This is a genomic window from Pedobacter sp. HMWF019 (genome assembly GCF_003061025.1).
Taxonomy (GTDB): domain Bacteria; phylum Bacteroidota; class Bacteroidia; order Sphingobacteriales; family Sphingobacteriaceae; genus Pedobacter.
Map to the genome: position 1 here is coordinate 19742 of NZ_QAIL01000374.1, position 7713 is coordinate 27454.

Annotated in this window: 6 protein-coding genes; 2 read left to right on the forward strand and 4 right to left on the reverse strand. The window is 39.3% G+C overall.

Features of this window, described 5'->3' with window-relative positions:
* Positions 1–55 precede the first annotated feature (55 nt).
* A complete protein-coding gene (locus DBR11_RS20480) occupies positions 56–2512 on the forward strand; it encodes a YfhO family protein (RefSeq protein WP_108554484.1) in 2457 nt (818 codons plus the stop codon).
* Here the strand turns inward: DBR11_RS20480 and DBR11_RS20485 are convergent.
* On the reverse strand, positions 2509–4446 hold the full coding sequence (locus DBR11_RS20485) for a HAMP domain-containing sensor histidine kinase (protein WP_108554485.1): 1938 nt from the start codon (positions 4444–4446) through the stop codon (positions 2509–2511). The genes DBR11_RS20480 and DBR11_RS20485 overlap by 4 nt on opposite strands.
* A 185-nt stretch (positions 4447–4631) precedes the next feature.
* Here DBR11_RS20485 and DBR11_RS20490 point away from each other — a divergent pair, with 185 nt between their 5' ends.
* Positions 4632–5444, forward strand: coding sequence for an HAD-IIB family hydrolase (locus DBR11_RS20490; RefSeq protein ID WP_233260847.1), 813 nt, complete (start codon positions 4632–4634; stop codon positions 5442–5444).
* Positions 5445–5511: 67 nt separating this feature from the next.
* On the opposite strand, the gene DBR11_RS20495 is transcribed toward DBR11_RS20490, so the two are convergent.
* From DBR11_RS20495 to DBR11_RS20505, 3 genes are all read right to left on the reverse strand, one after another.
* Positions 5512–6039, reverse strand: coding sequence for an OmpA family protein (locus DBR11_RS20495; protein WP_108554486.1), 528 nt, complete (start codon positions 6037–6039; stop codon positions 5512–5514).
* A gap of 180 nt (positions 6040–6219) precedes the next feature.
* Positions 6220–6450 (reverse strand): transcriptional repressor, encoded by a 231-nt coding sequence (locus tag DBR11_RS20500; RefSeq protein WP_108554487.1) that lies wholly within the window; start codon positions 6448–6450, stop codon positions 6220–6222.
* A partial coding sequence (locus tag DBR11_RS20505) for an outer membrane beta-barrel family protein (protein WP_199233902.1) occupies positions 6447–7713 on the reverse strand: 1267 nt, incomplete at its 5' end. The genes DBR11_RS20505 and DBR11_RS20500, both read right to left, overlap by 4 nt.

Consider the following 7713-nt stretch of genomic DNA (forward strand, 5'->3'; position numbering starts at 1 on the left):
ATAACTTAATCTTATATTTAACCCCCATAGATTATAATCCCTTAAAAACACAGGAATGAACAACTGGTTTAAGCACAACAGCCTCCACTTCATTATCATTACCCTATTCTTAGCCATTTGCTTCGTCTACTTTAATCCCGTTTTCGAAGGGAAAACACTCGGACAAAATGATGTAACCAGAGCACAATCTACACAAACAGAAATTAACGCTTACAAAGCCAAAGGAACAACCATACTTTGGACAAACCAGATTCATGGTGGAATGCCAACTTATCAGATATGGGCACCTTATAAATCCAATTTGACTTCCTGGATTGTAAACGCGATTAACTATACTTTTCCAAAACCAGCTGGTATTGTTATTATTTTATTACTTGGTGCCTATTTACTGTTCTGTGTCCTCAAACTTAACCCCTGGCTGGCAGCCGCAGGCGCTATTGCTTTTACTTTTTCTTCTTATAATATAATTCTACTGGTGGCTGGTCATGCTAATCAGGCTTTTGCTATCGCCTTTTTTGCACCTGTTCTTGCAGGCATCCTCTTGGCATTCAGAGGACGACATCTTACCGGAGCTGCTTTGACCGCTTTATTTCTTGCCATGGAAATCAGGGCAAACCATATTCAAATGACTTATTATCTGTTACTGGCATTGCTGGTGTTGGTTGGCATTGAACTTTATCATGCCATTAAGCAAAAAACAACAGCCAATTTCGGAAAAGCCATGGGATATCTTGCCGTTGCAACTTTACTTGCTGTGGCGGTAAATGCATCTACTCTATGGAGCACTTATGAATATGGAAAAGACTCCATCAGGGGCAAATCCAACCTCACTACCACGAAGGAACCGAGTAATGGACTGGATAAAGAGTATGCTTATCAGTGGAGCCAGGGATTAGGAGAAAGCATTACCTTCCTTGTTCCAAATGCCTATGGTGGTAGTACCAGGGGATCACAAAATAAAGATTCAAATGTAATCAAAGCCTTAACAGGAGTAGGTGCAGATCCGGAGCAAGCGCAATATATTGCCAACGCAATGCCAATGTACTGGGGAGACAAGCCCTTTACAGAAGGTCCCTTCTATTTTGGAGCAGCTATTTGTTTCCTCTTTGTACTTGGTTTGTTTATCGTTAAAAACCATCTAAAATGGTGGTTACTGGCAACCGTTATTCTCACCCTGCTTTTATCTTTTGGTAAAAACTGGCCACTGGTTTCTGATCTTTTCTTCGATTACTTCCCTTTGTACAACAAATTCAGAGCAGTTGAATCTATACTTGCAGTAGCAGGCTTATGTTTCCCAATACTGGCTCTTCTTGCCGTTAACGAAATCATCACCAATAAAAACAAAGGTGATCTGTTCAAGAAAACAAAAATAGCTTTTTATATCACCGGGGGGCTGAGCCTGATCATTGCTGTCGTTCCCGGCTTACTGCTTTCCTTTAAAAGCAACAGCCATGAGCAGTTTATCAGCCAATTGTCACAGATGCTGAAAATTGATGCTTCTACAGCCAATTCCTTTGGTAATGCCTTGGTTGAAGACAGAACTGCCGCTGCCAAGGCAGATGCGCTCCGTTCCTTTCTTTTTATCATTGCCGCATTTGGACTCCTATGGGCCTACCTAAAAGATAAACTGAATGTAACACTACTATCTGCAGGTTTTCTTATTCTGGTTACTATAGATATGTGGACAGTAGATAAACGCTACCTTAATCAGGACAGTTTCGTCTCCAAACAGGATATTGAACAACCCAAGCCAAGGGCCGTTGATGAAATCATTTTAAAAGACAAAGATCCCGATTATAAAGTAATTGATCTAACTGAAAATATTTTGAGCGATGCAACTACCCCCTATTTTCACAAATCTATTGGCGGTTATTCAGCTGCCCGCTTAAAACGTTTTGATGAATTGGTGCAAGCTCAATTCTCTAAAGGAATAAATCCTGGTGTACTGAGCATGCTCAATACTAAATACCTCATCCACAACAATCCGGAGACCAAAATCCCCGATGTACAAATTAATACTGAAGCTTGTGGACATGCCTGGTTTGTTAAAAACATTAAATACGTGCAAAATCCGGATCAGGAAATGCAAGGGCTAAACAACTTTAACCCTAAAGAGCTTGCTATTGTCAATGAAAAATACAAACCCTTTATTACAAGCCCTACCACGGAAGCTGCTCCCGGTGATCTGATTCAACTGACAAGTTATGCTCCTGACCATATGATCTATCGAAGCAATAGTTCCAAACCTCAGGTAGCCATTTTCTCAGAAATCTATTATGACAAGGGATGGAAAATGCTGATCGACGGTCAGGAAAAACCCTATTTTAGTGCAGACTATCTTTTACGGGCAGCACAGCTTCCTGCAGGCAGTCATAAAATTGAATTCGTTTTTCATCCGGCTTCCTATTATACCGGAGAGAAGATTTCTTTGGCAGGTTCTGTATTACTTGTACTGGCTTTAGGTGCATCTCTATATTCAGAAAAGAAATCCAGGAAAGCCGATAAGGCTTAATTTAAATAAAAACAGAAGGTAGAGCCCTTTCCGGGCTCACTTTCTATCCAAATCTTACCCTGGTTAGATTTCACAAATTCTTTACAAAGCATAAGCCCTATACCTGTTCCTTTTTCCCCTCTCGTACCATAGGAAATATCCATATTGCTTTTCAGAAATAAATCCTGCTGTTCTTTACTGATGCCCTTTCCTTCATCTTTAACAGAAAACAGGACCCTTCCAGTATTTTCTACATCCGCTTTAACCTCAATTTTTCCCTGAACCGGACTGAATTTAATCGCATTAGAGACCAGATTTCTGATGATAAAATCAAAATGATTTGGATCTGCAGTAATGCTCAGTGTAACAGGAACAAGATTAATGATCAGCAATTCTTTATCCTCTACTTGTTTTTGCAATGCCTCTATGTTTTTGCGAACAACCGATTCAGGATTAAAGGCAGAGGCCTTAACATGAATACCCTTGATCTGGGCTTCTCCCCAGTTCAGTAGTGCATTTAATATTTCCAGGGTAATATCACCTTGCTTACGCATGGCTGAAATCATTTGCTGAAGATCTTCCTGATTTAATTTTTCTTCATCCATCACCGCCAGCAGTTGTGTAATTCCGCCAATAGGATTACGAAGGTCGTGGCCGATAATGGAAAACAACTTATCTTTTACCATATTGCTTTCCTCAAGCCTTCTGTTCAACTGGTTGATTTTGTAGAAATAAAACCAAAGGATCAATAAAATCAGTAAAGCTGCAACAGCAACCCCTATTCCTATATTTCGCTCATAGGTTCTCTCCTGATTAACCATTTCAAGATCTTCAATACGAATTCTGGATTCTGCAATCTTGTAACTGGATTGCAAAACAGATAAACGGTTCGCTTTATCTGCATTGACCAAACTGTCTATCAGCCTATGATGCTCTTCTAATGAATTCAATGCTTCTGAATACCTGGATTGTTGTTTATACAAATCAGAGAGACTTCGGTAGATTTCGGCCGACAATTGTTTATTTCCAATGCTTCTGGCAATGGAAAGTGCATTTTTTAAATGAAGAACACTTTCCTGGGCGTCTTCTTCCTTTACCGATTTGGCAAGATTTAACAAAGAACGAGCTTCTTCTTCCCGCAGATTCAGATTCCTCGCTTTTTCCAGCCCCTTGCGGTGATAATCTAAAGCTTCTCTTTTTCGACCCAAAGAATCCAAAACCTTTCCTGTCTTTTGCAAAAACCTTACATGATATTTGTTGAAATTTGGATCATCGCTTTTTGCTACCCCAATTTTATAATAGGCTAAGGCCTGCTGATGGTCACCTTTTTTAGTATGCAATTTCCCCAGATGATTCAGTAAATTAAAATAGTCGTCAGTAACTGGTTTATCTTTATTCAATTGTTCTGCCTGAACATAAAATTTAGTAGCCTGACCCAATTGATGGTTAAGTTCATAAACTTCACCAAGGCTCATATAACTTTTGATCAATCCAGTCGTATCAGCCATTAAGGTATATAGACGAAGCCCCGATCTCATTGCCTCTAAGCCAGGATTAATCTCCCCTTGTTTAGCTTGTAATAAACCAAGTTGCAAATAGGCGCCTGCCAACTCCTTTCTATATCCGCTTTTATTGAAGAGCAAGATGGCCTGTTTTTGGTAAACGATGGCTAAAGCATAATTACTATACTCCTCATTTATTGCAGCCAAACTACACAACATGCGTGCTTCTCCAGGCAAATAACTCCATTTTTTTGCAATCAATAAGCCCTCACGAGCAAAATGCAATGCCGAATCTGGTCTTGTTTTCAAATAAAAATGGCTCTTTTGCTGATCTGATCTAATCTTTTGAATGACCTTTCCAGGTATTTCCTGTTCAGCTTTTCTTTTAGTGGTATAACCACAAGCCATGCAGCAAAATGCCATTAAAAACAGGTAGAAGCTATAGGTTTTCATACGATCAGGAATTGACTCATTAATACTAAATTAAATTATTATTTTTTCAAAATACCAACTTCTGATAATTATAGTTTAAACATTCTTTATGGTATAAATATTTTTCACTGTATTCCTACGACGAGTAAATTTCTAAGGAATGTAAACCAAAACTGTTTATTGCCGTTATAGTAAAGATTGATGGAATGAAATATCAACACAAAATCTATAATTCTATACTGATGAAGAAACTCCTTGTTTTTGATCTTGATGGTACACTTGCAGAAAGTAAAGCTGCATTGGATGAAGAAATGGCAACACTCTTTGGTAAACTATTGAATATTGCCGAGGTAGCAGTAATTTCAGGGGGAGACTGGCCCCAATTCGAAAAACAGGTCATATCTCATTTACTCCAGGGAAGCAACCTGGACAATCTATCCATTTTACCAACCTGCGGAACAAAATTTTATCAGCACCGTTCCTCTGGTTGGAAGAAATTATATGCAGAAGATTTCACAGATATTGAAAAGAAAAAGATCATCAGTGCCCTGGATCAAGCCCTGCAGCAATCGGGCTTTAAAGCCACTCAAACCTGGGGTGAACAGATAGAAGACCGGGGAAGTCAAATCACTTTTTCAGCACTTGGACAACAAGCTCCGCTTGAGCCCAAAAAAGCCTGGGATCCTGACTTTGCTAAACGACAGAAAATAAAAATTCTGCTCGATCGGCTGATTCCTGAATTTTCAGTAAGGCTTGGCGGTGCAACCTCTATCGATGTAACCAAACCCGGAATCGATAAGGCCTACGGAATGTATAAACTGAGGGATATTTTGAATATTTCTATAGAAGAAATGTTGTTTATGGGGGATGCCTTATTTGAGGGAGGAAATGACTATCCGGCGCGCACAACCGGTGCAGACTGCATTCAGGTAAAAAATCCAGAAGAAACCAAAAGAGTAATTGAAGCAATCATTGCTTGTCTCGGATCTGCTAAAACAGAGATTTCTTATGGCAACTAGAAATAAAAAACCGGCATGGTCAGAAACTATTCTTCTCCATGCCGGTTTCTTTATCAACAAAATATTGCTATTGAACTATTTTAATTTCTACTCTCCTGTTTAGAGCCTTGCCTTCATCTGTGCTATTGGAAGCAATTGGTTTAGTAGCACCATAACCTTTTACAGTAAAGTTAGAGGCACTGATACCGGCATTTACCAGGTAGGACTTTACCGCATTAGCTCTGTCAACAGATAGAGACATATTATGCTCAGGCGTTCCTTCAGCAGATGAATTACCATTCAAAATGAATTTCACAGAAGAATCTTTTCTCATTTCCGCAACAGCATGATCCAAGGCCTGAATCGACTCTGTTTTCAAAACGTCTGAATTGAATTCAAACTGGATATTGCTGAAGCTATAATTTGGTTTTTCAACTTCGGCTGGTTTTTCTGGTTCCTGAGCTGGAGGTTCAGGTTTCTTTTCTTCCGGTGGAGGTGTCTGTGCAACCGGTGCAGGCGCTGGTTTTGCTACAGCCTTCTTTGTTTTACAGGAATACATCGTTAAGGATAATGATCCCATAACGGCTAGTAATACTAGGGTTCTTGAAATTTTCATTTGTGTTTATTTGTGTTATTTGTTGTGTTCTTTTGGTATATAAAATTATACGCAAAATATAAAAATGTATCTGTAATGATACCATTTATAACGAAATATTTAACGCGAACTTATATGCACACCCGTTTTTTATCTCCGGAAACGGAAATTTCCATAGAGACAAGCATCTATAGTCTTTAGTCAAACCTTACATTTATACACAAACTTTCTCCCTCCGGCATGAATTCGAAGCACGAGTCCTTCATTTTCCAGTTTCTTTAATTTTAGATATACCGAACCAATACTCAGCGCTGCTCCGCTTTTCTTGAGCTCGAGCCAAAGCGTTTCTGCATCGATTTCTTTCCCATAATCGCAAAGGTAAAGATAGACCGTCCTTTCCATCACATTCAAGGTATCAGTTATGTCTCTCATTTTAACCTTCCCTTCAACTCTTCACTTCCGGTTGTACGCTCTGCAGTACGTTCACCCTTTTGACCAAAATGGTAACTAAAGGACAAGATTCCATACCGGCTATCATTATTCCGTCTGCTATAGGAAGAAACCTGTTCATAGAACATAAATTGCCTTGGACGATTTCCTCCGAAGATATCATTCATCATCAGCTTGACATTTCCTTTTCCCTTCAGTATTTCCCTTTGAATACCAGCGGAAATATTGGAATAAGCTTTATTTTTTGTGGTTCCTGACACCTCAGCGCTTTGGAAAAATGCACTCAATTCTGCTTTCCATCCTTTGCCTAGTATTAAAGTGTTCTGGCTATTCAATGCAAGTGTGTTTCCCGAATGTCTGATTGTACCCTGACTACTCTCCATATCAAATGAATTGTGGTATAGATTCAGAAATTGACTTCCTGTTAACCATGCTCCTGCACCAGTAGTAGCTGTAAAGCTAATTCCGTAATTACTATAGTTTCCAAGATTATCCGGCCGTTCAAAAGTAACTCGTCCCGGATCTACCAGACCGATTTTTTCTCCCATCACATCGCTGGTATGGTTATAGCTTAGGGTAGCAAAGTAACGGGATTTAAAATGGTACCCAAGCTCAAAAGCATTTACCATCGCAGGCTTCAGGTAAGCATTTCCCTCATAGAAAGAGAAAGGATCTGTATACACCCGAAATGGATTCAGATCCCAGTAGCCCGGACGCTGGATCCTACGGCTGTATCCCAGCTGGACCTTATGCATCTCTCCAATCTGACGACCTAGAAAAATACTGGGAAACCATTTATAATAGCTCCTTTTTTGTAAGGAATCTGTAGTAATTTGATGTCCGCTCGTTGAAGTATACTCCCCTCGAAGACCTATTTGAAGATGATAGCTCCTCCATTCCTTTTTAAGGTTAACATAAGCTGCTTGTATATTTTCCTTATAAATAAAATAGTTACTGGTTAATGCATCAGATACATATTGATGATTTTGAAGCGTATCATAATGCAAATCATTTTCAGTTCGTACAAAACTGCTTTTCCATCCCACCTCCAGTTTAGAGGAAAATTTGAGTGGCAAAACATAATCTACTTTGGCGACATAAATATCATTATTCGAAGGAATATCCCCACGTCTGGATCCTGGCATACGCACAGCAGTTCCAAAAGCATCTGTATATTTTGTATCAAGTTGCTGGTCCATTTTTGAAAAATGGGTAACATAATCCAAATCAGCTTTAAGCTCATGT